A 23,875-nucleotide genomic window follows, 5' to 3' on the forward strand; every position below is an offset into this window, starting at 1 on the left:
TGGGAGGCCTAGAAAAGGATGGAGTTTTTCGATTACGGCTATCTTTTGGCGGGCGACTGGCTCCCCTACTCCATCGCCCTTGCCGTGGTTGCTTGCGCAGCGTCAATACTCACGATCCGGCGTATGCCGAACCAGCCATGGCGCGCATTTTTCCTGTCCTGCCTGATCGCCTTTTGCGTGGCGTTCCTGCTCTCCGGAACCAGGTTCGGTTTTTCGGGCGGCGCCGAGGCGCTGTTCTGGAACGTACTGGGCGCAGGTCTGCTTGCTCAGATCTGGCTTCCGGTCTGTGCGGTCACTCACATTATCGCGCGACGGGATCGGATCAGACGCCGATAAGCTGGCGCATAGACAGCGCAGCCTCGACAGTAATCACTGGGGGCCTAGCGCTTCTTCGAGAACACCCGATAGGCCAACAGCACACGTGACGCAGCCGTCACGAAGCACAAGGCGCCGAACACCCAGGCCATCAGGGCAAAGGCCCCCGGAAACAGGCACAGCGCCACGAAGAACCCGATTGTCTCCGCCCCTTCCAGCAGCCCCCCGGTAAAGTAGAGCGTTTTGACGCCGCGCGCGGTGCTGGACATCTGGTGCCGCTCGGCCAGGACGGAATAACCAAGGAAGCTGGCACCGTTCACGTAGAAAGACATGAGCAGAAAGGCACCTGCCGCGCCATTGGCCCCAGGGTTCGCCAGCACGAATGCCAAGGGCACCGCTCCGTAGAACAGGAAATCGCAGGTGATATCGAGATAGCCGCCAAACCCCGTCGGCGCGCTGGCCCGCGCCACCGCCCCATCCAGCCCATCGGCAAGGCGTGACAGCAACAACGGCAGCAGCGCCCAGCCAAACATCCCGAGAGCAATCAGCGCAGCAGACAGAAGCCCAAGCGCCAGCCCTAATAGCGTCACCTGATTGGCACTGATCCCCCAGCGCGCAATGACCCTTCCCTGCGCGTTCAACGCAGGGTCGATCAACGGGCGGATACGGGCATCAAACATGGCTCTGTTGTGCCCTGCAAACGCTGCGCGCTCCAGTCACAATTGCGCGCGGCGGCGTTTTTGGCAGAAGCCTGTTGTTGCGTCATCTTCGCTCTTTTCCCTGTTCCCACGACGTGGCAGGTTGCCGCCATGACACGCATCCTGACCACCCCCGACCACGCCCCCGTCAGCCGCTTTGCCTTTGGCACCATGCAGTTCGGAGGCCGCGCTGACGCAGCGCAATCGGCCGAAATGTATGACGCCTGCCGCGCAGCCGGGATCACCCATTTCGACACCGCCTGGGTCTATAACGAGGGCGAAAGCGAGAAGATCCTCGGCCGCCTGATCAAGGGGGAGCGCGACAAGCTGCTGATCGCGACCAAGGTGGGCTATACCGGCGGCGCAGGCGCGGCCAACATGCGGGCGCAGTTCGAAACCTGCCGGGCGCGGTTGGATCTGGATATGGTGGATGTCCTTTACCTGCACCGGTTCGATCCCGAAACCGACCTAAACGAAACGCTGGAATGTTTTGCATCCCTGAAACAACAGGGGCTGATCCGTTACGTGGGCCTGTCGAATTTCGCCGCCTGGCAGGTGGTCAAGGCGCAGATGATCGGCGCCAAATATGATCTGTCGATTGATATCCTGCAGCCGATGTATTCGCTGGTCAAACGTCAGGCCGAGGTCGAGATCCTGCCCATGTGCGCCGATCAGGACATCGCAATCGCGCCCTACTCTCCGCTGGGCGGCGGGCTGCTGACCGGCAAATACGCCGCGGGCAGCGGCGAAGGCCGCCTGCAGGAAGATCCCCGCTACAACAGCCGCTATGGGCAGGACTGGATGCACCGCGCCGCTGCCGATCTTGCCACGCTTGCGCAGGAGCTTGGCACAGATCCGGCCACCCTCGCCGTGGCCTGGGTGGCGGCCCATTCCAGCGGTCCGATGCCGATCATCTCGGGGCGCACCGCAGAACAGCTTGCGCCGTCGCTTGCGGCGATGGATTTCGATATGAGCGCCGATCTTTATGCGCGGATTTCAGCGCTCAGCCCGCGCCCGGCGCCGGCGACAGATCGGCTGGAAGAACAGGACGAAGGTATTTCGGCATGAGTGATTTTATCGTCATCGGCGGCGGCATCGCAGGGATCAGCGCCGCCGCACGGCTGTCGGAGCTCGGCAGCGTCACGGTACTGGAGGCGGAAGAGGCGCTTGGCTATCACGCCTCGGGGCGCTCGGCTGCCATGTTCGAGGAAAGCTATGGCAACCCAGCCGTTGTCGCGCTCAACAAGGCCAGTTCCGACTACCATCACAACGCTAACGGCGGTTACCTGACACCGCGCGGTTTCATGCTGGTGGCAGGCCCCGGCGAAGAAGACGGTTTTGCGGCAGATATTGCAGAACTGGATCTGCACAAGATCCATATCGACGATGCCTATGCCCGGGTGCCGATCCTGAATCCGGCCTCCGTCACCATGGCCGCCCTGCACGAGGACGCGCAGGATCTGGATACCGATCGGATGATTCAGGATTTTGCCCGCGTGGTGCGAGGTGCAGGCGGACAGGTGATCACACGGGCCGAAGTCACCGCGATCCAGCATAGCGGGTCAGGCTGGCAGGTGACGGCAGGCGGTCGGGCCTATGAAGGCAAGCAACTAATCAATGCCGCCGGGGCCTGGGTTGATCGGATCGCCACCCTTGCCGGGGTTGCGCCCATCGGGATCACTCCCAAACGCCGCTCCATGGCGCGGCTGCCCGCGCCGGGCGGTCACGATGTCACCAAATGGCCGATGATGATGGGCGTCGGGGAATGCTGGTACGCCAAACCCGATGCGGGCAAGCTGTTGGTCTCCCCTGCGGATGCCGACCCGGTTGATCCGCATGACGCCTTTGCCGATGATATGGTGCTGGCCGAGGGGCTGGCGCGTTATGAGGAAAAGGTGACCGAACCCGTCACACGGGTCGAAAGCAACTGGGCCGGTCTGCGCAGTTTCGTGAGCGATGGCGCGCTGGTGCTGGGCGCGGACCCTGACCGCCCCGATTTCATCTGGTGCGCGGCGCAGGGCGGCTATGGCTTTCAGACCGCACCAGCCGCCTCGCGCCTGCTGCGCGACCTGGTCGGCGGCAAGACGCCCGAACTGGACCGCGATATCATCGCCGCCCTGTCACCGGAAAGGCTGCGCTGATGCCCGTTCGCTCTGTTCCCGGCACCGCCTCTGTCGCCGCTGCGCAGGATGGCAAGCTCTTCGCCCCTTCCGCTGAGCGCAATATCGATCCCCTGTGCGATCTCTTGGCCGACATCGCCCCTGAAACCGGCAGCGCGCTGGAGATCGCCAGCGGCACCGGTCAACATGTGGTGGCCTATGCCCGGCGCCTGCCCGGGTTGATCTGGCAACCGACCGAGGTGGACGCAGCCCGGCGCGCCAGCATCGATGCCTATGTCGCAGAGGCAGGCCTTGATAACCTGCGCCCCGCCGCAGAACTGGATGCGACGGCGCCGGGCTGGGCCGCAACGGTCGGGCCAGTCGATTTCATCATCCTGTCGAATCTTCTGCACCTCATCACCGAGGAAGACGCCAAGACCCTGATCCGCGAAGCCGCACGCGCGCTGGCCCCGGCCGGAAGGATCGCGATCTATGGCCCCTTCATGCGCGCTGGTGAGCTGACAAGCGAAGGCGATCAGAGGTTCCACGCCTCTCTGACGGACCATGATCCGCAGATCGGCTACAAGGACGATTTCGACACCATCGACTGGCTGCAGGAGGCGGGCCTTGATCTGGCCGAGGTGATCGAAATGCCAGCAAACAATCTGGCCCTGGTGGCGCAAAAACCGGATTTCTGACCCAGATCAAAGCCGCAGTACTGCAGCCACCCTACTCCTTCAGAAAAATGAATATGATGAAGGACAGATCATGGGCTGGCACGAGAAACTGGACGGAACCCGCAACGGGCTGCGCAATCTGAACCGGGCGATCCCCGAGACCGCGCAGGCCTTTGGCGCCCTTGGCAAGGCGGTGAAACAGGGTGGCACGCTGGAGTTCAAGCAGAAGGAATTCGTGGCGCTTGGCATCGCGGTCGCCCTGCGGTGTGAGGACTGTATCGGGCTGCACGTGGAAACCCTGATCAAGGCCGGCGCCACCCGCGAAGAAGTGGCCGACGTACTGGCGATGTCGATCCAGATGGGCGGCGGACCCGCGATGATGTACGCAGCCAAGGCGATGACCTGCTTTGACGAGCTGACCGCCGCCTGAGGCGTGGATCACCACATACAGAATGGCCTGTTCCATTCGAAAAACAGCGGCTAGGCTTCCGGAAAAGATCAACCGGGAGCCTGCCATGAAAGATCAACGTCACACCCCCACCTGGACCAGCTTTGAAGAGGCTGGGAAAGCAGACTGGGATGCGGTCATGGAGTATGAGGAGGCCTATAACGCCGCCCTGCCCGACCGTATTCTGGACGCGATCCGCTCGCTTGACGAGGACTGGACACCCTACCCGGTGAACCGCTTCCAGCATTGTCTTCAGGCCGCCACCCGCGCCCATGCCGATGGCGCCGATGACGAAATCGTCGTTGCGGCGCTGGTGCATGATGTGGGCGATATCCTGTCGCCCTATAACCACGGCGAACTGGCCGCCGCGATGATGAAACCCTATGTCAGCGAACGCACCTGGTGGATCCTGAAACACCACTGCGTCTTTCAGGGGTATTACTACAATCACCACCTTGGCGGCGACCGCCACGCACGCGACAAATACCGCGACAGCCCCTATTGGGAAGACTGCCGCAAGTTCTGTCACGACTATGATCAATGCGCCTTTGACCCAGATTACCCGACGAAACCGCTGGAATTCTTCGAACCGATCCTGCGCCGGGTGCTCGCGCGCGGCGAAGGCCACATGGAGCTGAACGAGACCAGCGACAGCTGATCCGGCTCAGCCGCCCATGATCCACAGGATGCCGCTCCAGATGATCGGCAGCAGCAGCGCGGTTGCGAGCGCGTTGAGGCCCATGGCAAGGCCGGAAAAGGCGCCAGCGGTCTCGTTCACCTGCAGCGCCCGAGCGGTACCGATCCCGTGGCTGGCGGTGCCAATCGCCAGCCCCCGCGCGCGCCAGTCGACCACGCCGGTCACGTCCAGAACCTTCGGTCCCAGCATGGCGCCAAGGATACCGGTCACGATCACCAGAACCGCGGTCAGCGACGGCAGGCCGCCCAGTTTCTCGGCAATGCCCATTGCCACGGGCGCCGTCACCGATTTCGGCGCCACCGATGCAAGAACCGCCTCGGAACTGCCTGCAAGCCAAGCCACCGCCACGGCGGACAGGATGGCGGTCAGCGATCCGGCAACAAGGCTCACCACGATAGCCAGAGCCGAACGGCGCACCCGGTACCATTGCCGATAGAGCGGCACCGCAAGGGCCACCGTGGCAGGCCCCAGCAGGAAGTGCACGAACTGGGCGCCCTCGAAATAACTGCCATAATCCGTCCCGGTCAGCATCAGCACAGCCACAACGATCAGCACCGCCCCCAGCACCGGGTTCAGCAATGGGTTCCTGCCGGTTTTCTCAAACAGGAAACTGGCCAGCTGAAAGGCAACCAGCGTCAGGGTGAGATGAAACAGCGGCGATGCGCTGAGATAGACCCAGGTGTCCTGCAGGTTATCCATCGGCCGACCCTGCCCCCAGCCACTGCATCAAAAGCCCGGTGACCGCGATGGTCGCCAAAGTCGAGACCACCAGCGCCAGCCCCAGCGGCAACAGCGCCTGTCCCAGCAGCTGGAAATGCAGGATTACCCCGGTCCCGGCCGGCACAAACAACAGCGACATTGAGCGCAACAGACCGTTTGCCGTCTGATCCAGCTGCGCGGGCACCCGGCCCAGCAACATCAGAATGACAAACAGAAACACCATGCCCAGCACCGGCCCCGGTATAGGCAGCGCCAAGGCGCCGGTGATGAACTCCCCAGCCAGCTGACACACCAGTATAAGCGTAAGGAAACCCAGCATCTTATCCCTCCTGCACCTGATGAGGTGACTGTGGCATCCCTCTGGCATCCAAACAAGCGGCGTGCCCTCTCACCGGGTCGGACAAGGCAGCAGGCCTACGGGGAATAGGAAATCCGGTAGACGGCACCGGCAAAATCATCCGACACCAGAATGGAGCCATCCGGGTGCTGGATGACATCCACCGGGCGACCATCATATTCACCGTCTTGGTTCAGCCAGCCTTCGGCAAAGGGTTCGATGGCCGCGTTCCCCTGCGCGTCGATGAAGGTCACCATCACCCGTGCGCCCACCCGCTCGGACCGGTTCCAGGATCCGTGCTGGGCCGAAAAGATCGCGTTGCGGTATTTTTCGGGAAACATGTCGCCGGTGTAGAAACTCATGCCCAGATCGGCCGCATGGGCGATGGTTTCGACGGCAGGCATGACAACCTCGACCGGAACCTCCTGCCCCGCATACTCGCGCGTCCGGGTTGATCCGCCACCGTACCAGGGAAAACCGAAATGCTGACCCTTCTCGGTCTGGCGGTTGATTTCGCCGGGTGGAATGTCGTCGCCCATGCCATCAACCTGATTGTCGGTCCACCACAGCTCTCCGGTTTCCGGGTGAAAGTCATGCCCAACGGAATTGCGCGCGCCATAGGTATAAACTTCGCGCCCACTGCCATCGCGGTTCATGCGGATGATCCCGCCAATCCCGGTTTCATTGTAAAGCGCCAGCTTTTCCGGCGGCGCCACGTTGTAGGGCTGACCCAGCGAGATATACAGCTTGTTGTCCGGCCCCAGTTTGATGACCCGCGCCGTGTGATAAGAGCTTTCCTCGGCCTCGGGAATCAGGCTGCCCTGCGGCACGATTGGCACCGCGACCATGTCAGCGTTCTGATCGAAGGCCTCGGCGCCCGCAATGCGCAAAACCCGGTTACGTTCGGCGATGAACAGATCACCGTCCGGAGAAACCTCCACGCCATTGGGGATATCAAGGCTCAGGGAGGGCGCGAAATCCTTTACCTCGTCAACAGCGCCGTCGCGGTCACGGTCCAGAACCGCCCAGACCTTGTGCCGCCTTGTGCCGACGAACAGGACTGTGCCACCAGGGGAAAGCGCCATGTGGCGGGCACCGGGAACCAGCGCATAGAGTTCGATCCTGAACCCCGTCGGCAGGCGGATGCCCTCCAGCACCCGTCGCAAAGCATCGGCATCTGCCGTGTCTTGGTCGATATAGGTGTGTTCGGCGGATCCGGTGATCCTGATCGCGTCCGGATCTCCGGGGGCAGACTGCGCAGATGCAGACGCAGCAAACATCAGGCACAAAGCTGCACTGCCAAAGACCTGTCTCATCCTCTTCTCCCTGAAGCCGCAAATTCGATCACCAACCCGCAGACGCCACAGCCATGCACGGCACCTCGCAAAGGGTAGTCGGAAAAAGAAGCAGGACAACCGGCAGCAAAGCGCGACCAGTCCGTCATTCCAACAAAAAAGCCCCAGCACGGTGGCCGGGGCTTTGCTGTTTTATCCGTTCACACGGATCTTTTCGTTCTTCGGATCATAGGGGCTGTCGCAGGTCACAACCGCATCCCACAGCTGGTCCAGCATCTTGACCTTCAGCTTGGTCCCTTCCACCGCGTATTCCGGTTTCACATAGCCCATGCCGATGCTCTTCTCGAAGGCCACCGAATAGCCGCCTGTGGTCAGGCGCCCGACGCGGATGCCATCCTCGGCATAAAGCGCCTCGCGACCCCAGGGATCGGTGTCGGCCGGACCGTCGATCAGAATGGTACAGCATTTGGAGCGGATGCCCTTGGCCACCATTTCGTCCTTGCCATAGAAATCCTTCTCCAGATCGACAAAGCGCGGCAGGTCTGCCTCAAGCGGGGTCGCGTCGCGGCCCAGCTCGTGCCCAAAGGCGCGGTAGCTCTTCTCCTGACGCAGCCAGTTCTGGGCGCGGGCGCCGACCAGCTTCATACCGTGCTTCTCGCCTGCCTTCTCCAGCAGATCGAACAGGTAGTTCTGCATCTCGATCGGGTGATGCAGCTCCCAGCCCAACTCGCCCGTATAAGCCACGCGGATCGCATTCACCGGGCACATGCCCAATTCGATCTGCTTGGCCGACAGCCAGGGGAAGCGTTTGTTGCTGAGAGCGGTCTCCGGATCAGCGTCCTTGATCACCTCTTTCAGCACATCGCGGGACTTCGGCCCGGCGATGGCGAAGACGCCCCACTGGGTGGTCACGTCCTGGATCTCGATATAGCCGAACTCCTCCATCTTGTCCTCGGCCGCTTTGCGCAGGTAATCCGCGTCATATTCGGTCCAGGCACCCGCAGAGACGAGGTAATAGTTGTTCTCGCCGTTGCGCACGATGGTGTATTCGGTGCGGGTGGTCCCGGCCGAGGTCAGCGCATAGGTCAGGTTGATACGGCCCACCTTGGGCAGCTTGTTGCAGGTGAACCAGTCGAGGAACTGAGTGGCACCGGGGCCCTTAACCACGTGTTTGGTGAAAGCGGTCGCGTCGATCAGGCCGACGCCTTCACGGATCGCCTTGGCCTCTTCGACCGCGTATTGCCACCAGCCACCACGGCGGAACGAACGTGCATCGTGATCAAAGTTCTCCGGCGCGTCCAGCGGACCGAAATAGTTCGGGCGTTCCCAGCCGTTGACCCAGCCGAATTGCGCACCGCGGGTCGCCTGGCGGTCATAGGCCGGCGAAGTTCGCAGGGGGCGGCAGGCCGGGCGCTCTTCGTCCGGGTGGTGCAGGATATAGACGTGCTCGTAAGCTTCCTCGTTCTTGCGCGCGGCGAACTCGGTCGTCATCCAGTTGGAGGAGTACCGCTTGGGGTCGAGCGACGCCATGTCGATCTCGGCCTCGCCATCGACCATCATCTGCGCCAGGTAATAGCCGGTGCCGCCCGCAGCGGTGATGCCGAAGGAGAAGCCTTCGGCCAGCCACATGTTGCGCAGACCGGGCGCCGGGCCGACCAGCGGGTTGCCATCGGGGGTGTAGCAGATCGGGCCGTTGAAATCGTCCTTGAGGCCAGATTCGGCACAGGAGGGCACGCGCTCTGCCATCGCCATGTACTGATCGGCGATCCGGTCCAGATCCAGCGGGAACAGGTCGGCACGGAAGCTGTCCGGCACACCATGCTCGAACCGCGCGGGCGCGCCATGTTCATAGATGCCGAGGATCCAGCCGCCACGCTCTTCACGCGCGTAGGATTCATTGTCGGCATCACGCACGACGGGGTGCTCCGGGTTGCCCGCTTCACGCCATTTGACCAGCTCGGGGTCCTTGTCCATGACGATGAAGGTGTGCTCGACCGGGATCGCGGGCATCTTGATGCCCAGCATCTTGGCGGTGCGCTGCGCGTGGTTGCCGGAGGCGGTCACCACGTGCTCGGCGGTGATCACCACCTGCTCGTCGCTCTCGACCAGGTTGCCGCCCTTCTCCACCATCTTGGTGCAGGTGACTTCCCAGTGAGTGCCATTCCAGTGGAAGGCATCGGCCTGCAGCTTGCGCACGATCTCCACACCGCGCTGGCGGGCGCCCTTGGCCATCGCCTGGGTCACATCGGCGGGGTTAATGTAACCGTCCTCAGTGTGGTAGATCGCGCCCTTCAGGTCGCCGGTCTCGATCAGCGGCCAGCGTTCCTTGATCTGCTCCGGGGTCAGCCATTCGTAATCGACGTCGCAGGTCTCGGCGGTCGAGGCATAGAGCATGTATTCATCCATACGCTCCTGCGTCTGCGCCATACGCAGATTGCCCACCACAGCAAACCCGGCGTTGAGCCCGGTTTCTTCTTCCAGCGTCTTGTAAAAATCCACCGAGTACTTGTGGATGTGGGTGGTCGCATAGGACATGTTGAACAGCGGCAACAGGCCGGCCGCGTGCCAGGTAGAGCCCGAGGTCAGCTCGTCCCGTTCGATCAGCATCACATCGTCCCAGCCCGCCTTGGCCAGATGATAGGCGATCGAGGTCCCGACGGCGCCACCGCCGACAACCAGTGCTTTGACTTGGGTTTTCATATCCCGCTTCTCCGGAAGAAATGACTAGGGTTTGGCAATGGTATGCCGGAATTCCTGAAATCACCGCGAAATCCATCCGACGCAAAAGTCGACAAAACCGACCTTTCGCGCCCTGCCGTGCGGAATCTTCGCTACGCGACAGAATCCCTGCCCCGCGCCTAACGCAAAAAGGCGGCGCAGGTTCACGCCCGCACCGCCCTTCAAGGGTCGTGATTTTAATCCCTTTGATCAATCGGAAATGATCTTACCCGGGTTCAGGATATTATCCGGATCCAGTGCTGCCTTGACCGCCGCCATATAGCGGGTCGCGGCGCCAAGTTCCTTGGTCAGATAGGGGCGTTTACCCTGCCCGATGCCATGTTCACCTGTGCAGGTGCCATCCATGGAAATCGCCAGATCGTTGAGCCAGCCGACGTATTCATCCGCCTTGGCGCGTTCCTCGGCGCTGTCCATGTCGATCAGCAGCAGCGCGTGAAAGTTGCCGTCGCCTACATGGCCGACCATGGGCGCCATCAGTCCCATTTCCTCTGCCTTTTCGCGGGCGGTAGAGACGCATTCGGCCAGCCGCGAGATCGGCACGCAGACATCGGTTGAAATCCCCTTGGCACCGGGGCGCAGGCCGAGGCAGGCCCAGTACATATCGTGGCGCGCCTGCCAGAGCTTGTTGCGCTCTTCCGCGGTGGAGGTCGCCTCGAAATCGAAACCGCCGAACTCTTCGGCGATGGAGCTGAACATCTCGGCCTGCTCCACTACGCCCGCTTCGGAGCCGTGGAATTCCAGCAGCAGCAGCGGCACTTCGGGCAGGTCCAACTTGGAATAGGTATTTGCGGCCTTGACGCTCATCGCGTCCAGCATTTCGATCCGGGCGACGGGAATGCCGTATTGGATGGTCATCATCACCGCGCGACAGGCATCATCCACCGAGCGGAAGGCGCAGCGGGCAGAGCGGATCGCCTCTGGGATGCCCTGCAGGCGCAGGGTGATTTCGGTGATCAGGCCAAGGGTACCTTCGGAGCCAACCATCAGCCGGGTCATATCGTATCCGGCCGAGGATTTCTTGGCCCGCTGGGCGGTACGGATCACCTCGCCGTCAGCCATGACGACCTCAAGCGCGAGCACGTTGTCTTTCATCGTGCCATAGCGCACCGCGTTGGTGCCCGAGGCCCGCGTCGCAGCCATCCCGCCAAGCGAAGCATTGGCGCCGGGGTCGATGGGAAAGAACAGACCCTGATCGCGCAGGAAGGTATTGAGCTGCTCGCGCGTCACCCCCGGCTGCACAACCACATCCAGATCCTCGGCATGCACGGCCAAAATCTTGTCCATACGCGCCATATCCACGGAAATGCCACCTGCAGGAGCGTTCACATGGCCCTCCAGCGAGGTGCCGGTGCCAAAGGGAATGACCGGCACGCCATATTCGGCGCAGGTCTTTACGATGGCGGCAACCTCTTCGGTCGAGGTCGGAAAGACAACCGCATCCGGCGCCTGGGTTTCGATCCAGGTGGTGGTGTGGCCATGCTGTTCACGGATGGCCTGCCCGGTCTGAAGCCGGTCACCGAATGTCTGTTTCAGAACGCCTATGGCGGCTTTGATCCCCGGCTCGTTCCGCGGCAGTGAAGTGGCTTGCACCATGGGTCGTCCTTTCTCCTCCAGGCTCGTGTTGTCACGTCAACACGAGCGGCAATATAGTCTCAACACCTGCAGACGCAAGTGGGGCTGAAGGGGCGCGGTGATGGACCATTCGCGCCCCGGTCCGCATTATTTACTCCCCCAGGGCAATGCCTTCGCGGCGGGGATCGGCAGCGCCTTTCAACCGTTCACCGATCTCAATCGCGTGCAGACCTGAATTCAGCCCCCGGACATTGACCTTATACCCCATGGCCGTGAGCGGTGCTTCCAATCCAACCGCTGCCGAGCCCTCTTCCAGATCATAGGTGCCGAACCGGTTCACGGCATGCGGCAGGGACACGGATTTTTGAACATCCATGCCCCAATCAGCCCAGGCAATGATCGAGGAAGCGACATAGCCGATGATCCGGCTGCCGCCGGGCGATCCGATGGCCAGCACCGGCGCGCCGTCCTTGGTCACGATGGTGGGCGCCATTGAGGAGCGCGGCCGTTTGCCCGGCTCCAACCGGTTGGCAATCGGCACCCCATCCCGGTGCGTGCGGAAGGAGAAATCGGTGAGCTCATTGTTGAGCAAGAAGCCGTTAGTCATCAGCCGCGAGCCAAAGCCGTTTTCGATGGTGGTGGTCATAGACAGCACGTTGCCATAGCGGTCCACGATCGAGATATGCGAGGTCGAAGGGAACTCGATCGACGCATCATCGGCCCATTGCGGCGTCAGCCCCGCGTGGTCGAATTCAGGCGCCCCCGGCGCCACCTCGGGCAAGGCATCGTCGCCTGCCAGCAGTTTCGCCCGCTCTGCCAGATAGGCGGAATCGACCAGCCCCCGCGTGGGCATCGGCACGAAATCACTATCCGCCATGTAGCGGCCCCGATCAGCAAAGGCGAGACGCGAGGCATCGCCGATCAACCGCCAGGCCTCGGGGCTTTCGGCGCCCAGCGCCGCCAGATCGTATTGCTCCAGCATGCCAAGGATCTGCCCCACGGTCAGCGCCCCGGAGGACGGCGGCCCCATGCCGCAGACCTCAAACGCGCGGTATTCGGCGCAGACCGCCGGGCGTTCCTTGACCTGGTAAAGCGCCAGATCGACAGCGGAGAGAACGCCGGGATTGCCCGGAGCACCGGTCACCGTGCGCACGATATCCGCTGCAACCGGCCCGGTGTAGAACCCATCCGCGCCTTCTGTTGCGAGGGTCCGCAGCACCTCGGCATAGGCCGGGTTGACCAGCCTGTCTCCCGCCTTCAGCGGCATGCCCCCGGGCAGGAAATACTCGGCGGTTGCGGAAAACCGCGACAGGCGCTCGGCGTCCCGTTTGATCAGCCCGGCCAGACGCGGCGACACCGCGAACCCGTCCTCGGCCAGCGAAATCCCCGCTTCGAAAAGCGACGGCCAGTTGGCCTTGCCCCAGCGGCGATGGGCTGCTTCCAACAACGCAGGCGTACCGGGAGTGCCGACAGAGCAGCCGCCGACAACAGCATCAAAGAATTTCAGCGGCGCGCCGCTGTCATCCTGAAACAGCCGTGGCGTGGCCGCCAGCGGCGCGGTTTCGCGCCCGTCCAGCGTCGTCATCTCGCCGGTTTCCGCGTCGTACCAGACCAGAAAGGCACCACCGCCCAGCCCCGAAGATTGCGGTTCGACCAGGCCCAGAACCACCTGTACCGCCACCATGGCATCCGCCGCGGTGCCTCCCGCGCGCAGCACGGCCGCCCCGGCCTCCACCGCGTGGGGATTGGCTGCGGCCACCATCCAGTTGTCCGCCTCGACCGGCAGACCGGCGTCTTTGAACTTGAGCGCAGAAGCCACCTGAGGCGACAGCGCCTCGGCCCCGCCTTTTGCAGCCGGTTCCGGCGCCACCGCATCTGCAGCCTGCTGCGCGCTCACCGTGCCTGCGGACATGCACAGGCACATCAAAAAGATCTTCTTCATAATCGCCTCCTCCAAAACAATGCCTTGCCTCAAAATGCAAACGCGGGCCAATAGCCCGCGTCGCAAAGATCAATCCTGTGTTACAGCATGGCCGGAACCACCTGATCCGGCGGGCGGTGACCATCCTCGAATGTCTTGATATTCAAGAGCACCTTCTCGCCCATCTCGATCCGCCCTTCGATGGTGGCCGAACCCATATGCGGCAGCAGCACCACATTAGGCAGCTCGCGCAGGCGAGGGTTGATGTCGGTGCCATGTTCATAGACATCCAGCCCAGCCCCGGCAATTTCGCCGGCGCGCAGCATCCGGGTCAACGCGTGTTCGTCGATCACCTCGCCGCGCGATGTATTGACGATCACCGCATCCGGTTTCATCAGCTTCAACCGCCGCGCGTTCATCAGGTGAAAGGTCGAGGGCGTGGACGGGCAATTGACCGAGATCACATCCATGCGCGCAACCATCTGATCGAGGCTCTCCCAGTAGGTGGCTTCCAGCTCTTCCTCGATCTCGGGGCGCAGGCGGCGGCGGTTGTGATAATGGATCTGCATGCCGAATGCCTTGGCCCGGCGGGCAACGGCCTGACCGATCCGGCCCATGCCCAGAATCCCCAGGCGACGGCCCGCCAGCCGCCCACCCAGCATCGCGGTCGGCGCCCAGCCGTCCCATTCGCCCTTTTGCATAAGAGCGAGACCTTCGGGAATCCGGCGTACCACCGCCATGATCAGCGCCATGGTCATATCCGCCGTATCATCGGTCAGCACGCCCGGCGTATTGGAGACTAGAATCCCGCGCTGCCGCGCCGTGGCCACGTCAATGTGATCGACACCGGCGCCATAATTCGCAATCAGTTTCAGCCGCGGCCCGGCCTGCGCCAGAAGTGCCGCGTCGATGGTGTCGGTCACCGTCGGAACCAGCACATCGGCCTCTTGCATCGCCTCGGCCATTTCGCTGCGCGTCATCGGTGTGTCATCGCTGCGCAGCCGCACGTTGAACAGCTCGCTCAGCCGTGTTTCGACCGGTTCCGGCAACCGTCGCGTAACGACAACAGTCAGACGTTCTCTTACCACTTGCGCTCTCCCATGGCTTTTCAGTTCCTGCACCTCCATGGCATCGTGGCGCAGGATGCAGGCAGGCACAAGAACCCTTCCGCCTCCTCGGTCCAAGTGACGCGACATTCGGGTCTTTCCCTCCAGATCATCTGATCCTATGACCTATGGACACGCGGACGCGACCGGACAAGAAACCGGGCTGACACGGCAGGCCAGCCCCCGGACCGGCGCCGGAACCGGCACAGAACGAGCAGGCGGTGAATATGACGGCTTTGAAATTGCGCCTTCTTGCGGTGGCCATTTGCGCGACTGTGGCAGCTGCGCATGGGGCAATGGCCAAGGACGCGCGTGGCCCGGTCACGAATCTACCCCTGCCCCGCTTCGTTTCGATGAAAGCCTCCGAGGCCAACATCCGGCGCGGCCCTTCGCTGACCCACCGGATCGACTGGGTGTTCAAACGGCGCGGCATGCCTCTGGAGGTGACCGCCGAATATGGCCACTGGCGCCGCGTGCGGGACCATGACAACGCCGGCGGCTGGGTGCACTACACGCTGATTTCAGGTGTACGCATGGCGCTGGTGCAGCAAGATCTGCTGACCGTGCACTCCAGACCGGACAAGGCAGCGCCTGTGACCGCCGCCTTTGAAATGGGCGTGGTTGCGCGTCTGGGAGAATGCACCATCGACTGGTGCGAAATCTCTGCTGGCGGCTACAGCGGCTGGACGCCAAAGACCACGATCTGGGGCGTTTACCCCGAGGAAATTCGCGAATAACCCCAGCGAACCTTGGGCGGGTCCAGATTGCTATTGGCTGCCCGCTTCCACGGGCCGGATCGTCAGTTGCGTTCCCCCGAGCCCGCGAAAGGCTTTCTGACGGCAGGAAAACACCAAGATCTGCAGTTCATCCGCCTGCATGGTCAGCGCATCAAAGATCTTCTCGATCCGCGCATCATCGGTATAGACGATCGCATCGTCCAGAATGACCGGCGCAGGATGGCCTGAACGGGCCAGCAACCGGGCAAAAGCCAGTCGCACCAGCAGGGCGATCTGCTCCTGCGTGCCCCCGGACAGGCTGTCAAAGGCTGCCGTCTCACCGCCGCGCTGCAATTCTTCGGGCAGCACCTTACCGGCATCCACCGACAGTTCCGCTTCTGGCCAGAGCATCCGCAACAGGGGGCGCAATTCCGCCATCACCGGCCCGACATAGTGCTCCTGCGCCTCAGATCTTGCACGTTCCAGCGCCGCATCAAGACGGCGCAGCACCGCAACTTCGAATTCAACCGCCGCAAGACGCTTCTGTGCCCGGTCCAATTGCCCCTCGGTGTCGGCAAGCTCCTCTTCGACTGCGGCGCTGGCATGGGTGGCGATCCGAGTTTCCAGCACCGCCAGATCCCGCGCCACCTCCTGCGCCCGCTGGCGTGCGGCATCCTGCGCCGATTGTGCCCGCTGCAGAATGGCACGGGTCTGCGCCGGGTCCGGTGCGGCCTGGCGCAGGGCGGTTTCGGTGGCCTTGGCCTGTGACAGGTTCTGCTGCAGGGCGGGCAGGTCTTCCGACAGGCGCTGCAGCGCCTCTGCCGCCTGTTCCTGCCCCTCGATGACAGCAAGAGCGCGGTCCAGCCGCTGCACCGCTGCATCTGCGCGTGCCGAGGCGTTCTCCATCGCCAGACGGGAGTCTGCTGCCGCGCTGCGAATGGCCTCCAGCGCGTTTTCCGCCGCCTCGGCCTCCTGCTCGGCGGCGCGGAAGGCAGCTTCGGCCTCTGCCCGGTCCGGCAAGGGAGTCGTGCTTTCGTCCTGCGCGCCTGCCCCCGGTGCTTGTGGAAGCGCCTCCAGCTGGTCGATCAGCGCCTTGATCCCATCCGGGGCGAGTACCTTCAACAGGGTCTGCGCCTCCTGCCGCTGCTGTTGCGCCTCCTGCCGTGCCTTGTGCCGCGTGCGGGCCTCCTCGACGCTGGTGCAACCGGCCTGCTCCAAGAGCTGCGTCAGCGCGGCCTGTGCCTGCTCCAGCGCCGCGGCACCACCAGCCTGACCGGGGTGAATGTCGATCTCTGCCACGCCCGGTACAACCAGCCGCCCACCGCCTGGAAGCGGCAACCGCTTCCCGTCCGGAACCCCGGCGCCATCCAAGTGGATGCCGCCCTCCTGACCCGCCTGGTAGTGCACGGTCACCGCAGTCGCGGTTGCCTCCTGCGCCCGCCGGGCCAGATTATGCGCCTCGCGCGCAGCCTCGATCCGGCGCAGCACCGCTTCATCAGGTCCGCAGGCGGCAGCCTTGGCCAGACTGTCGATCTGGTCGGCTTGCGCCCGCGCCTGTTTCAACCGGTCGCTCAGATCGCGGCGCAGCCCCTCTGCCTGCGCCACTGAAATCGCCTGCAGCACCGCGTCCAGAGCGGCCCGCGCCTTTTTCGCGCCCGCGCGGGCCTGTGTGGCCGCCTCGGTCAGATGCCGCTTTTTCTCTTCTTGCGCATCGAACGTGACGTGCGCCCGCGCTGCGACCTCTGATGTCTCGGCCACGGCTGCCTTTGCGGCGCTCGCCTCCTCCAGCCGCGCGGTCAGCTCCGCGATCTTGCGCTGATGGTTTTCCAGCACGGTTTCCGCCAGCTGCACCGCGTGGGAGGCCTGCGCCAGCTGCTCCTGATGCCGGTTGGCGGCCTCCATCGCAGCCTCTGCCGCCTCAAGCCGCGCCTGTAGTTCTGCGCGTTCCTCCGGGTCATTCAGCGCCGCCTGCTCCGCCTGAAGCGCGCGGCGCTGATCCAGGAGCTGCCGCAGCTCTTGCACCTGCGCACTCAGCTGATCCCGGCGCTGCACCAAGTCGGCGACCGCGCGTTCGGCCAGATCGAGCGCACCGCCTTTGCGGGCCCCGCGCGTGGTCACCAGTTGATCCAGCGCCTCGCGCACCTGCCGCCGGATCGCATCCATGCGCTGGCCGCCGGTCACCATCTCCACTTCACCCGCGACCGAAGACAAAAGGTCCCGCCGCGCAGACAGCGTTTCCCTGGCATCCTCGAACGAGGTCACCCCCTGCCGCACCCACAACAGTCCCGACGGGCCATCCTCCTTGGGCGGTTTGATCAGCGCCTTCAGCCAGGCCTCTGCCGCGTCGGCCTGATGCAGCAGCGTCCCCTCGCGCCAGATCCGCACCTCGCCTTTTCCAGAGGTCTTGAAGAACTGCTTGGCGATGCGATAGCGAGCGCCTTCATGGTCCACTTCGACTTCGACCCGGGGATCGCCACCCGCATGCGGCACCAGCCCGCGGATCTCCTTGTCCCAGGCCTTAGCGTCCTTGAAAAACAGCGCGTGAAGCGCATCAAAGATAGTGGATTTGCCTTGTTCGTTCGGGGCTGCCAGGACGTTCAGCCCCGGCCCGATACCGGTGATTTCCACCGGATCGGTGAAACGGCGCAGGTTCTCAAGCCGGATAGAGCAGAGTTTCATGCGCGCTCTCCCCCGTCGCCATCATCCTGCGTATAGGCAAAAAGGCGGTTGAGGGCCGCACTGGCCACCTTGCGATCCTGCTCGGCAAGGGCCGGATCCTCGGCCGCCTGCATCAGTTCCTGGGCCGCAACCCGCAGCGCCCCGCCCCGGGCGATAAGATCCAGATCCCCGGCCTGATGTTCGGTGCCCACTGCGGACAGATCCAGCTCCAGATGGCAGAATTCCGGCGCATAGCGCGCCACCGCCTGTTCCAGCGCCAGCCGCTGCGGTGGCGTCACCCAGCCCGACGCCCGGATCAACATGAGATGATACCGCCAATCCGCCCGCTCCGGCGGCAGCAAGCTCGTGACCGCCGCCTCGGGATCCGTTTCAGGCGTCAGGTCCAGCGCCACCTCCTGCCAATGGTACTGGCCGGTTTCAATGGGCTGCACCAGCGGCGCCTGCCCGGGACCTGCAAGCTCGACCAGCAGGCACTGGCCACGCCCGGCGTGTTTGAACCGGTCCGGTTCGGGGCTGCCGCTGTACTGCGTGCGCGGATTGACCTCGAACCGGCCATGCCAGTCGCCAAGCGCCAGATAATCCAGCCGCGCCGCCTGGGCCCGTTGCGGTGAGATCGTCTCGGCGCTGTCGCCGCCGCCCGCCGCACTGCTGCCAAATTCCAGCACACCACCATGAGCCAGTCCGATCCGCAGCTCGTTATCCCCGGTTTCGCATTCGTCCATCCAGGCGGTTAGGTCCTGCCCCGGAAACCGATGGCTACAGGGCGCGGGCAGCAACGTGACCCCGGGCGCCATCTGCACCGGCTCGGCCGTCATCAGCAGATGCACATTTTCCGGCAAATGGCTGCGCAGCGACGCCCATAGTGGTTCCGCCGCACCGCTGTCGTGGTTGCCCGGGATGATCCACCATTGCAGCTCCGGCGCCGCCGCCATGGCCGCAAGGGCCTGCCGCTGCACCCGCTCCGATGGTGTTTCTGTGTCGAACATGTCTCCGGCAATCAGCACATGCGTGGCGTCATGTGCCTGCGCCAGCTTTGCCAGCCGGGCCAGAATCTCCTGCCGCGCCTGCAGCAATGCCATCCGCGTTTCCTCTGCGAACCGCCCGAACCGTTTGCCTAAGTGCAAATCAGAGGTGTGCAGGAAACGAATGGACGGCATTGAGGTCTCCGGACCGGGGCAGTGTTCACTGTCATAGGTGGCAGAGCCGACCGACAGGGTCAACGCGGCTTTGCAGCTCTGCAGCCTGCGGGCCGGGTCCGCGATTCTAAGGCAGGCCAACGACAACCTCCGCACTAGGATTGGTGCAGACCGGCGTCCGAAAACCGGAAAAATGCCTCGCATTCGGGCGTTTCAGCCCAATATTCGCGGGAATTCGCGACCCCGCGTCAAACTGCGCCCTTGAAAATCCAAGCAGGCAATTGCGCCCCGGCGCCGCGTGTTTTACACGGGGGGCGATATGTACGGCAACGCGCCCGGGACATCACCAAAACCCGGGAGGTGAAGCGCCGCCGCCCAAAGTCAACAAAGCTTCCGATATCGCTGAAAGGTTGTGGAATATGACAGAAAATTCAAACCCCGACATTTTGTATACCATCGTAGACGAAGCGCCCGAGCTGGCCTCGGCGTCCTTCCTGCCGATCATCCGCAAGTTCGCCTCGGCTGCTGGTGTCTCTGTCGGAACCAAGGATATCTCGCTGGCCGGCCGCATCATCGCGACCTTCCCCGAAGGTCTGAGCGAAGAGCAGCGCCAGAGCGACGATCTGGCGGCCCTCGGTGAACTGGTCAAAACCCCCGACGCCAATGTCATCAAGCTGCCGAACATCTCCGCTTCGGTGCCGCAGCTGACCGCTGCCATCGCCGAACTGCAGGCGCAGGGCTATGACATCCCGAACTACCCTGAAGACCCGCAGAGTGACGCCGAAAAGGCGATCCGCACGCGCTACGATACCCTCAAAGGATCGGCCGTGAACCCGGTGCTGCGCGAAGGCAACTCGGACCGTCGTTCGGCCAAGGCGGTGAAGAACTACGCCCAGAACAACCCGCATTCGATGGGCACATGGTCGGCAGACAGCAAGACCAAAGTCTCCTCGATGCCGGGCAACGATTTCTACGCGAACGAAAAATCCGCGACCATCACCGCCGCACAGGCCGGTGACGCGAAAATCGAATTCGTCGCCAAGGACGGCTCTGTCACCGTGCTGAAAGACGGCTGGTCGCTGGGCGAAGGCACCGTGACCGACGCGACCTTCATGTCTGCCAAGGCACTGTCCTCCTTCCTGGCCGATGCCATTGAGGACACCAAGGCCGACGGCACCATGTTCTCGCTGCACATGAAGGCGACCATGATGAAGGTCTCGGACCCGATCATCTTTGGCCACGCTGTCAAAGCCTGGCTGGGTCCGGTCTGGGACAAGCACGGCGCGGCGATCGCAGCTGCCGGTGGTTCGCCGAACTCGGGTCTGGGCGCTGTTCTGGCCGCCATCGACACGCTGCCCAACGCGGCTGAGATCAAATCCGAGATCGCAGCGCTCGACCGTCCTTCCATGTACATGGTCGACAGCGACAAGGGCATCACCAACCTGCACGTGCCGTCGGATGTGATCATCGACGCCTCCATGCCCGCGGTCATCCGTGCTGGCGGCAAAGGCTGGGACGAAGCAGGCAACAAGGGCGACACCAACTGCGTGATCCCCGACAACTGCTATGCGACCGTCTATGATGAGACGATCAACTACTTCAAAGAAAACGGCGCGCTCGACGTGACCAAGGCGGGTTCTGTCGCCAACGTCGGCCTGATGGCGCAGAAAGCCGAAGAATACGGCAGCCACCCCACCACCTTTGAAGCCCCGGCAGACGGCACCATCCGTATCGTGCTGGCCAATGGCGAAACCCTGCACAGCCACGATGTGGAAGCCGGTGACATCTGGCGCGCATGCACCGTCAACAAGGCACCGATCGAGAACTGGATCCAACTGGCGATGGACCGTCAGCGCCTGACCGGCTCCGAAGCGATCTTCTGGCTGGACGCAAACCGCGCCCATGACGCCGAGCTGATCAAATACGTCAAACCGGCGCTGGAGGCTGCTGGCGTGGCCGACAAGTTCATGATCATGGCGCCGCGCGAAGCGACCCGTCAGTCGCTGGACACCATCACTGCGGGCAAGGACAGCATCGCCATCACCGGCAACGTGCTGCGCGACTACCTGACCGACCTGTTCCCGATCCTGGAACTGGGCACCTCGGCCAAGATGCTGTCGATCGTGAAGCTGATGAACGGCGGCGGGTTGTTCGAAACCGGCGCCGGTGGTTCGGCTCCGAAACACGTGCAGCAGCTGGTCGAAGAAAGCCACCTGCGCTGGGATTCGATGGGTGAATTCTGCGCATTGGGCGAGTCGCTGAACTTCCTTGCCGATGCCAAAGGCAACGCCAAAGCCGGCGTCCTGGGCAGCGCAGCCGAAGTGGCGACCCAGGGTATTCTGGACAACAACAAGTCGCCTTCGCGCAAAGTGGGTGAACCGGACAACCGCGACAGCCACTACTGGTTCGCACGCTACTGGGCCGAAGCCCTGGCCGCGCAGACCGAGGATGCGGATCTGGCAGCCGAGTTCAAGCCGATCGCCGAAGCTCTGGCTTCCAAGGAAGAGCAGATCCTGGCTGAATTCGCTGCTGCCCAGGGCAACCCGGCGGACATCGGCGGCTACTACCACCCCGATGCGGCGAAAAAAGCAGCCGTGATGCGCCCCAGCGCAACGCTGAACGCGATCATCGGCTAAGGGCCGGGACAGCGGGGGCGTCCGTCCCCGCTCAAAGGCACAGCAATACAAGAACGCCCGGCAGATCCTGCCGGGCGTTTTCTTTAGTCATTGTTCTGAGCCTTGCGCGCCACGTGAGCGGGAAAACCAGTTTATAAAGGCCCGGATCTCTCGCTCAGAGACAAGGATCGCGATCCCTTAGAAGTCCTGCCACTTGTCGATGGCGGCGTTTCCATCAGTTGCGGCGACGGGGGTCGGAGTGATCTCGTCCAGATCCCAATCATCTTCACCATGAGCCGTCGGTGCGATGGGCGCCGAAGGCTGCGGCATTGCGGTGATATTGCCACCGCCTGTGATCTTGAAGTGTGCGACCAGTTCGGCCAGCTTGGTGGCGTCGCTGTTCAGCATGTGACCCGCAGCGGTGGCCTCTTCCACCATGGCGGCGTTCTGCTGGGTCACCTGATCCAGCTGCACCACACCGGTGTTGATTTCCCCCAGACCGGTCGATTGCTCGGCCGCGCCCTCGGCGATATCGGTCACCAGTTTCGAGATGTGGTTGACCCGTTGCACAATATTCTGCAGCGCCTCGCCGGCCTTACCGACAAGATCCACACCGCGCTCTACCTGTTTCGAGCTGTCGCCGATCAGGGTCTTGATCTCCATCGCCGCATCCGAGGACCGCTGCGCCAGGGCGCGCACTTCGGAGGCAACCACGGCGAAACCACGGCCTGCTTCGCCGGCACGGGCAGCTTCGACCCCGGCGTTCAGCGCGAGCAGGTTGGTCTGGAAGGCGATATCGTCGATAACACTGATGATCTGGGCGATATGAGTCGAGGATTGCTCGATCTCGGTCATCGCCGAAACCGCGCTTTGCACCACGACGCCGCTGTTTTCGGCTTCCTGCTTGGCCTCATCCATGATGTTTTCGACGCTACGTGCGCCTTCGGCAGCGGATTTGACCGATGCGGTCAACTCATCCAGCGCAGCAGCAGTTTCTTCGAGCGTTGCGGCCTGACTTTCGGTGCGATGCGATAGATCATCCGAAGATTGGCTGATCTCAGCCGCGCCGTTGCGAATACTGGACGCGGATTCCACCACTTTCGACACCGTATCGCTGAGGTTTTCGACCGTCCGGTTGAAGTCGATACGCAGCTGCTCGTAGTCCTCGGGGAAGGCGCTGTCGATACGCACGGTCAGATCGCCATTCGCGAGAACCGACAGGCGGCTGGTCAAAGTCTGTACCACCTGCGCCTGAGCCTGGTCGCGCTCTTTCTGTTCTGCTTCCAGTTCTTTCTGGCGGATCAGAGAGGTACGGAACACGTCCAGCGTGCGCGCCATATCGCCGATCTCGCTGTGGCTCGCCAATCCCGGAATCTCGGCACTGGTGTCCCCCTCGGCCATGGACTGCATACGGTCTTTGATCCGTTCAACCGGCTTGATCACGCTGCGCGCCAGGAAGAAGGCTGCAACCCCCATGGCTGCCAGTCCGATCACCAGCGCGATCAGGGCAGAATTGCGCATGGCGGCAACATCCGCCTCGATATCGGCCACATAGGCGCCAGTGCCAACGATCCAGCCCCAGGGCTCAAACAGCTTCACATAGCCCATCTTTGCCTCAGGGATGTCCGAGTCAGGCTTGTTGAAGTGGAAAATGAGTGGGCCGTGGCCCGTCGAATCCGCGATCTTCTGGAATTCCTGAAACACAAGGACGCCATTGACGTCTTCGAACATGGTCTGATCCTTGCCGATCAGCTGCTTGGCGACCGGATGGGCGACCATGTAGTTCTGCCGGTTCAGCGCAAAGAAATATCCCGCCGTGCCAAAGCGCGGCGTCTCAACCGCAGCGATCCCGCGTTCCTGGGCCTCTTCCGGGGTCAGGGAACCTGCTTGAACCTGCGCCTCCAGATCGGCCAGCACGCTGACCATGGCATCGGTCAGGCTGTCGAGTTCTTTTTCCCGCATCTCGTAGGCGTTGTCGACAGCGCGGGTCAGGAGCACAAAGGTCAAAGCGGCGGCAAGAGCAACCCCCAATCCTGCCAGCGCATAGATACGGGCCGGCAATCGGTAGAGAAACGTAGGCATAGTAGACTGGTCCTTTAGTGACG

The 23,875-nt window shown here is 63.0% G+C and carries 19 protein-coding genes; 8 read left to right on the plus strand and 11 right to left on the minus strand.

Annotation, left to right across the window (positions count from 1 at the left end):
• The first annotated feature begins 18 nt into the window (after positions 1 to 18).
• The gene (locus tag JL2886_RS05535) at positions 19 to 336 is read left to right on the plus strand and encodes a hypothetical protein (protein ID WP_065271095.1); all 318 of its coding nucleotides are present in this window, start codon (positions 19 to 21) and stop codon (positions 334 to 336) included.
• 44 nt (positions 337 to 380) lie between these two features.
• Here the strand turns inward: JL2886_RS05535 and JL2886_RS05540 are convergent, their stop codons facing one another.
• The gene (locus JL2886_RS05540) at positions 381 to 995 is read right to left on the minus strand and encodes a CDP-alcohol phosphatidyltransferase family protein (protein WP_065271096.1); all 615 of its coding nucleotides are present in this window, start codon (positions 993 to 995) and stop codon (positions 381 to 383) included.
• A gap of 129 nt (positions 996 to 1,124) precedes the next feature.
• Here JL2886_RS05540 and JL2886_RS05545 point away from each other — a divergent pair, with 129 nt between their 5' ends.
• The 5 genes from JL2886_RS05545 to JL2886_RS05565 all read left to right on the plus strand — a co-directional run bounded on the left by JL2886_RS05545 (position 1,125) and on the right by JL2886_RS05565 (position 4,895).
• Complete coding sequence (locus JL2886_RS05545; protein WP_065271097.1) at positions 1,125 to 2,081, plus strand: aldo/keto reductase; 957 nt, start codon at positions 1,125 to 1,127, stop codon at positions 2,079 to 2,081.
• Entirely contained in the window at positions 2,078 to 3,154 is a 1,077-nt protein-coding gene (locus JL2886_RS05550; protein WP_065271098.1) for an NAD(P)/FAD-dependent oxidoreductase, read from the plus strand. The genes JL2886_RS05545 and JL2886_RS05550 overlap by 4 nt, the downstream gene beginning before the upstream one ends.
• The gene (locus tag JL2886_RS05555; RefSeq protein WP_065271099.1) at positions 3,154 to 3,810 is read left to right on the plus strand and encodes a DUF938 domain-containing protein; all 657 of its coding nucleotides are present in this window, start codon (positions 3,154 to 3,156) and stop codon (positions 3,808 to 3,810) included. Before JL2886_RS05550 ends, JL2886_RS05555 begins: the two co-directional genes overlap by 1 nt.
• Before the next feature lie 70 nt (positions 3,811 to 3,880).
• Positions 3,881 to 4,219, plus strand: a complete 339-nt coding sequence (locus JL2886_RS05560; protein WP_065271100.1) for a carboxymuconolactone decarboxylase family protein — start codon at positions 3,881 to 3,883, stop codon at positions 4,217 to 4,219.
• Between the two features lie 85 nt (positions 4,220 to 4,304).
• On the plus strand, positions 4,305 to 4,895 hold the full coding sequence (locus JL2886_RS05565; RefSeq protein ID WP_065271101.1) for an HD domain-containing protein: 591 nt from the start codon (positions 4,305 to 4,307) through the stop codon (positions 4,893 to 4,895).
• Positions 4,896 to 4,901: 6 nt separating this feature from the next.
• Here the strand turns inward: JL2886_RS05565 and JL2886_RS05570 are convergent, their stop codons facing one another.
• From JL2886_RS05570 to JL2886_RS05600, 7 genes are all read right to left on the minus strand, one after another.
• Entirely contained in the window at positions 4,902 to 5,633 is a 732-nt protein-coding gene (locus tag JL2886_RS05570; RefSeq protein WP_065271102.1) for an LrgB family protein, read from the minus strand.
• Positions 5,626 to 5,973, minus strand: a complete 348-nt coding sequence (locus JL2886_RS05575) for a CidA/LrgA family protein (RefSeq protein WP_065271103.1) — start codon at positions 5,971 to 5,973, stop codon at positions 5,626 to 5,628. Before JL2886_RS05575 ends, JL2886_RS05570 begins: the two co-directional genes overlap by 8 nt.
• A gap of 95 nt (positions 5,974 to 6,068) precedes the next feature.
• Complete coding sequence (locus JL2886_RS05580) at positions 6,069 to 7,307, minus strand: PQQ-dependent sugar dehydrogenase (RefSeq protein ID WP_065271104.1); 1,239 nt, start codon at positions 7,305 to 7,307, stop codon at positions 6,069 to 6,071.
• Positions 7,308 to 7,478: 171 nt separating this feature from the next.
• On the minus strand, positions 7,479 to 9,986 hold the full coding sequence (locus JL2886_RS05585) for a GcvT family protein (protein ID WP_065271105.1): 2,508 nt from the start codon (positions 9,984 to 9,986) through the stop codon (positions 7,479 to 7,481).
• Between the two features lie 228 nt (positions 9,987 to 10,214).
• On the minus strand, positions 10,215 to 11,618 hold the full coding sequence (locus tag JL2886_RS05590; protein WP_065271106.1) for an FAD-binding oxidoreductase: 1,404 nt from the start codon (positions 11,616 to 11,618) through the stop codon (positions 10,215 to 10,217).
• Positions 11,619 to 11,748: 130 nt separating this feature from the next.
• Positions 11,749 to 13,539 carry a gamma-glutamyltransferase gene (ggt, locus tag JL2886_RS05595; protein ID WP_165832682.1) on the minus strand — a complete coding sequence of 597 codons (1,791 nt, stop codon included), beginning with the start codon at positions 13,537 to 13,539 and terminating at the stop codon, positions 11,749 to 11,751.
• Between the two features lie 80 nt (positions 13,540 to 13,619).
• Complete coding sequence (locus tag JL2886_RS05600; protein ID WP_065273552.1) at positions 13,620 to 14,606, minus strand: 2-hydroxyacid dehydrogenase; 987 nt, start codon at positions 14,604 to 14,606, stop codon at positions 13,620 to 13,622.
• Positions 14,607 to 14,851: 245 nt separating this feature from the next.
• Between JL2886_RS05600 and JL2886_RS05605 the strand changes: the two genes are divergently transcribed.
• Positions 14,852 to 15,361 carry an SH3 domain-containing protein gene (locus JL2886_RS05605; protein ID WP_116560339.1) on the plus strand — a complete coding sequence of 170 codons (510 nt, stop codon included), beginning with the start codon at positions 14,852 to 14,854 and terminating at the stop codon, positions 15,359 to 15,361.
• Between the two features lie 30 nt (positions 15,362 to 15,391).
• Here the strand turns inward: JL2886_RS05605 and JL2886_RS05610 are convergent, their stop codons facing one another.
• Both JL2886_RS05610 and JL2886_RS05615 read right to left on the minus strand, forming a co-directional pair.
• Entirely contained in the window at positions 15,392 to 18,019 is a 2,628-nt protein-coding gene (locus JL2886_RS05610; RefSeq protein ID WP_065271109.1) for an AAA family ATPase, read from the minus strand.
• Complete coding sequence (locus tag JL2886_RS05615; RefSeq protein ID WP_065271110.1) at positions 18,016 to 19,176, minus strand: metallophosphoesterase family protein; 1,161 nt, start codon at positions 19,174 to 19,176, stop codon at positions 18,016 to 18,018. Before JL2886_RS05615 ends, JL2886_RS05610 begins: the two co-directional genes overlap by 4 nt.
• 398 nt (positions 19,177 to 19,574) lie before the next feature.
• Between JL2886_RS05615 and JL2886_RS05620 the strand changes: the two genes are divergently transcribed.
• The gene (locus JL2886_RS05620; protein WP_065271111.1) at positions 19,575 to 21,791 is read left to right on the plus strand and encodes an NADP-dependent isocitrate dehydrogenase; all 2,217 of its coding nucleotides are present in this window, start codon (positions 19,575 to 19,577) and stop codon (positions 21,789 to 21,791) included.
• 177 nt (positions 21,792 to 21,968) lie between these two features.
• Here JL2886_RS05620 and JL2886_RS05625 read toward each other — a convergent pair whose 3' ends face one another.
• On the minus strand, positions 21,969 to 23,852 hold the full coding sequence (locus tag JL2886_RS05625; RefSeq protein ID WP_065271112.1) for a methyl-accepting chemotaxis protein: 1,884 nt from the start codon (positions 23,850 to 23,852) through the stop codon (positions 21,969 to 21,971).
• Positions 23,853 to 23,875 lie beyond the last annotated feature (23 nt).

The sequence above is a fragment of the Phaeobacter gallaeciensis genome (assembly GCF_001678945.1).
Classification (GTDB): Bacteria; Pseudomonadota; Alphaproteobacteria; order Rhodobacterales; family Rhodobacteraceae; genus Phycobacter; species Phycobacter gallaeciensis_A.

Bases quoted from the DNA above. Each gene is read 5' to 3' on its own strand.
- JL2886_RS05535 (WP_065271095.1), top strand. From the start codon at position 19: ATGGAGTTTTTCGATTACGGCTATCTTTTGGCGGGCGACTGGCTCCCC.
- JL2886_RS05540 (WP_065271096.1), bottom strand. From the start codon at position 995: ATGTTTGATGCCCGTATCCGCCCGTTGATCGACCCTGCGTTGAACGCG.
- JL2886_RS05545 (WP_065271097.1), top strand. From the start codon at position 1,125: ATGACACGCATCCTGACCACCCCCGACCACGCCCCCGTCAGCCGCTTT.
- JL2886_RS05550 (WP_065271098.1), top strand. From the start codon at position 2,078: ATGAGTGATTTTATCGTCATCGGCGGCGGCATCGCAGGGATCAGCGCC.
- JL2886_RS05555 (WP_065271099.1), top strand. From the start codon at position 3,154: ATGCCCGTTCGCTCTGTTCCCGGCACCGCCTCTGTCGCCGCTGCGCAG.
- JL2886_RS05560 (WP_065271100.1), top strand. From the start codon at position 3,881: ATGGGCTGGCACGAGAAACTGGACGGAACCCGCAACGGGCTGCGCAAT.
- JL2886_RS05565 (WP_065271101.1), top strand. From the start codon at position 4,305: ATGAAAGATCAACGTCACACCCCCACCTGGACCAGCTTTGAAGAGGCT.
- JL2886_RS05570 (WP_065271102.1), bottom strand. From the start codon at position 5,633: ATGGATAACCTGCAGGACACCTGGGTCTATCTCAGCGCATCGCCGCTG.
- JL2886_RS05575 (WP_065271103.1), bottom strand. From the start codon at position 5,973: ATGCTGGGTTTCCTTACGCTTATACTGGTGTGTCAGCTGGCTGGGGAG.
- JL2886_RS05580 (WP_065271104.1), bottom strand. From the start codon at position 7,307: ATGAGACAGGTCTTTGGCAGTGCAGCTTTGTGCCTGATGTTTGCTGCG.
- JL2886_RS05585 (WP_065271105.1), bottom strand. From the start codon at position 9,986: ATGAAAACCCAAGTCAAAGCACTGGTTGTCGGCGGTGGCGCCGTCGGG.
- JL2886_RS05590 (WP_065271106.1), bottom strand. From the start codon at position 11,618: ATGGTGCAAGCCACTTCACTGCCGCGGAACGAGCCGGGGATCAAAGCC.
- ggt (WP_165832682.1), bottom strand. From the start codon at position 13,539: ATGAAGAAGATCTTTTTGATGTGCCTGTGCATGTCCGCAGGCACGGTG.
- JL2886_RS05605 (WP_116560339.1), top strand. From the start codon at position 14,852: ATGACGGCTTTGAAATTGCGCCTTCTTGCGGTGGCCATTTGCGCGACT.
- JL2886_RS05610 (WP_065271109.1), bottom strand. From the start codon at position 18,019: ATGAAACTCTGCTCTATCCGGCTTGAGAACCTGCGCCGTTTCACCGAT.
- JL2886_RS05615 (WP_065271110.1), bottom strand. From the start codon at position 19,176: ATGCCGTCCATTCGTTTCCTGCACACCTCTGATTTGCACTTAGGCAAA.
- JL2886_RS05620 (WP_065271111.1), top strand. From the start codon at position 19,575: ATGACAGAAAATTCAAACCCCGACATTTTGTATACCATCGTAGACGAA.
- JL2886_RS05625 (WP_065271112.1), bottom strand. From the start codon at position 23,852: ATGCCTACGTTTCTCTACCGATTGCCGGCCCGTATCTATGCGCTGGCA.